Source organism: Hydrogenophaga sp., from assembly GCF_051007235.1.
GTDB lineage: Bacteria > Pseudomonadota > Gammaproteobacteria > Burkholderiales > Burkholderiaceae_C > Hydrogenophaga.
On sequence record NZ_JBPCSJ010000569.1, the window covers coordinates 1 to 2269 of the forward strand.

1 protein-coding gene and 1 pseudogene are annotated in these 2269 nt (G+C 68.9%); both read left to right on the forward strand.

Annotation, left to right across the window (positions count from 1 at the left end; all coding sequences use genetic code 11):
- Positions 1–687, forward strand: a 687-nt coding sequence (locus ACR2JA_RS20235) for an NADH-ubiquinone oxidoreductase-F iron-sulfur binding region domain-containing protein (RefSeq protein ID WP_434010856.1), incomplete at its 5' end; no start/stop codon positions are given.
- Positions 684–2269 (forward strand): annotated as a pseudogene (locus ACR2JA_RS20240) (molybdopterin-dependent oxidoreductase); the annotation flags it as partial. The gene ACR2JA_RS20235 and the pseudogene ACR2JA_RS20240, both read left to right, overlap by 4 nt.

Genomic DNA, 2269 nt, shown 5'->3' on the forward strand with positions numbered 1-2269 from the left:
ATCGAGGGCAAACGCGGTGAACCGCGTCTGCGCCCGCCCTACATCGCACAGGTCGGGCTGTTCGGCCGGCCCACGCTGGAACACAACTTTGAAACGCTCTACTGGGTGCGCGACATCGTGCAGCGCGGTCCGGCCTGGTTCAGCGGCTTCGGCCGCCATGGGCGCAAAGGCCTGCGCTCCTTCAGCGTCAGCGGCCGCGTGCGCGAACCCGGTGTGAAGCTGGTGCCGGCAGGCATCACGCTGCGCGAACTCATCGACGAACACTGCGGCGGCATGGCCAAGGACCACACGCTCTACGGCTACCTGCCCGGTGGCGCCTCGGGCGGCATCTTGCCCGCGAGCCTGGCCGATGTGCCGCTGGACTTCGATACCCTGCAGCCGCACGGCAGTTTCATCGGCTCTGCCGCGGTGGTGGTGCTGGGCCAGCACGACCGCGCGCGCGACGCTGCGCTGACTGCCCTGCGCTTCTTTGAACACGAAAGCTGCGGCCAGTGCACGCCCTGCCGCGTGGGCACCGGCAAGGCTGCCACCTTGATGGAGGCCGAGGTCTGGGACGCCAGCACGCTGGACGACCTGGCCACGGTGATGATCGACGCCTCCATCTGCGGCCTGGGGCAGGCCGCGCCCAACCCGATGCGCAGCGTGATGACGTACTTTGCTCATGAAGTGACCGGAGGTGCCGCATGAGCATCCCCTTCACCCTCGACGGTGTGGCCCTGCAGGCCAACGATGGCGAAACCATCCTCAAGGCCGCGCAACGCCACGGCGTGGACATTCCGCACCTCTGCTACAGCGACGGCCTGCGCCCGGACGGCAACTGCCGCGCCTGCGTGGTCGAAGTGGCGGGCGAACGCGCGCTGGCGCCCTCGTGCTGCCGCGCTGTGACCACCGACATGGTGGTCAAAGCCAAGAGCGCGCGCGCGATCAAGAGCCAGCAGCTGGTGCTGGAACTGCTGCTGGCCGACCGGCCTGAGACCGGACACCAGTGGGTGGATGGGAAGCCCGAGCAGCCGCACGGCGAGCTGAGCCAGTGGGTCAGCGCAATGGGCGTGACGGTGCGGCCCGAGCTGAAAGCCTTGCGTGTGGAAGGGCCGAAGCCCGACCTGAGCCACCCGGCCATGGCGGTGAACCTGGACGCCTGCATCCAGTGCACGCGCTGCGTGCGCGCCTGACGCGAAACGCAGATGAACGACGTGATCGGTGTCGCGCACCGCGGTGGCCACGCGCAGATCGTGTTCGACCTGAGCGACCCCATGGGTGCGAGCAGCTGCGTGGCCTGCGGCGAATGCGTGCAGGCCTGCCCCACCGGCGCGCTCAGCCCCAAGACGCTGATGGGCGACCAGCGCGTGGACAAGACCGTGGACTCGGTCTGCCCGTATTGCGGCGTGGGCTGTCTGCTGACCTACAAGGTCAAGGACAACACCATCGTGGCCGTGGAAGGCCGCGACGGCCCGGCCAACCAGGGCCGGCTGTGTGTGAAGGGACGTTTCGGTTTCGACTATCCGCACCACCCGCAGCGCCTGACCACCCCGTTGATCCGCAAGCCCGGCGTGCCCAAGGACCCGGGCCTCACCGCGCGGCCGGACGACTGGCGCGCCGTGTTCCGCGAAGCCAGCTGGGAAGAGGCGCTGGCGTTCGCCGCCGGCGGCCTGAAGGCGCTGCGCGACACCCACGGCAAGAAGGCGCTGGCCGGTTTCGGCTCGGCCAAGGGCAGCAACGAAGAAGCCTACCTGTTCCAGAAGCTGGTGCGCACCGGCTTTGGCAGCAACAACGTAGACCACTGCACCCGCCTGTGCCACGCCTCCAGCGTGGCGGCCTTGCTCGAAGGTGTGGGCTCGGGCGCGGTGAGCAACCCGGTGGGCGATGTGGAGCACGCCGACTTCGTGCTGGTGATCGGCTCCAACCCCACCAACAACCACCCGGTGGCCGCCACCTGGATGAAGAACGCCGCCGCCCGCGGCGCGAAGATCGTGCTGGCCGACCCGCGCCGCACCGACCTGCACCGCCACGCCTGGCGGCACCTGCCGTTCGAGGCCGACACCGACGTGGCCCTGCTCAACGCGCTGCTGCACGTCATCATCGAAGAAGGCCTGACCGACGCCGACTTCATCGCGCGCCGGGTGGACAACTTCGACGCCATCCGCGAACAGGTGAAGGACACCACGCCCGAGGCCATGGCGCCGATCTGCGGCATCGATCCGCAGACCATCCGCGAGGTGGCGCGCGCCTATGCCACGAGCCAGGCTTCCATGATCCTCTGGGGCATGGG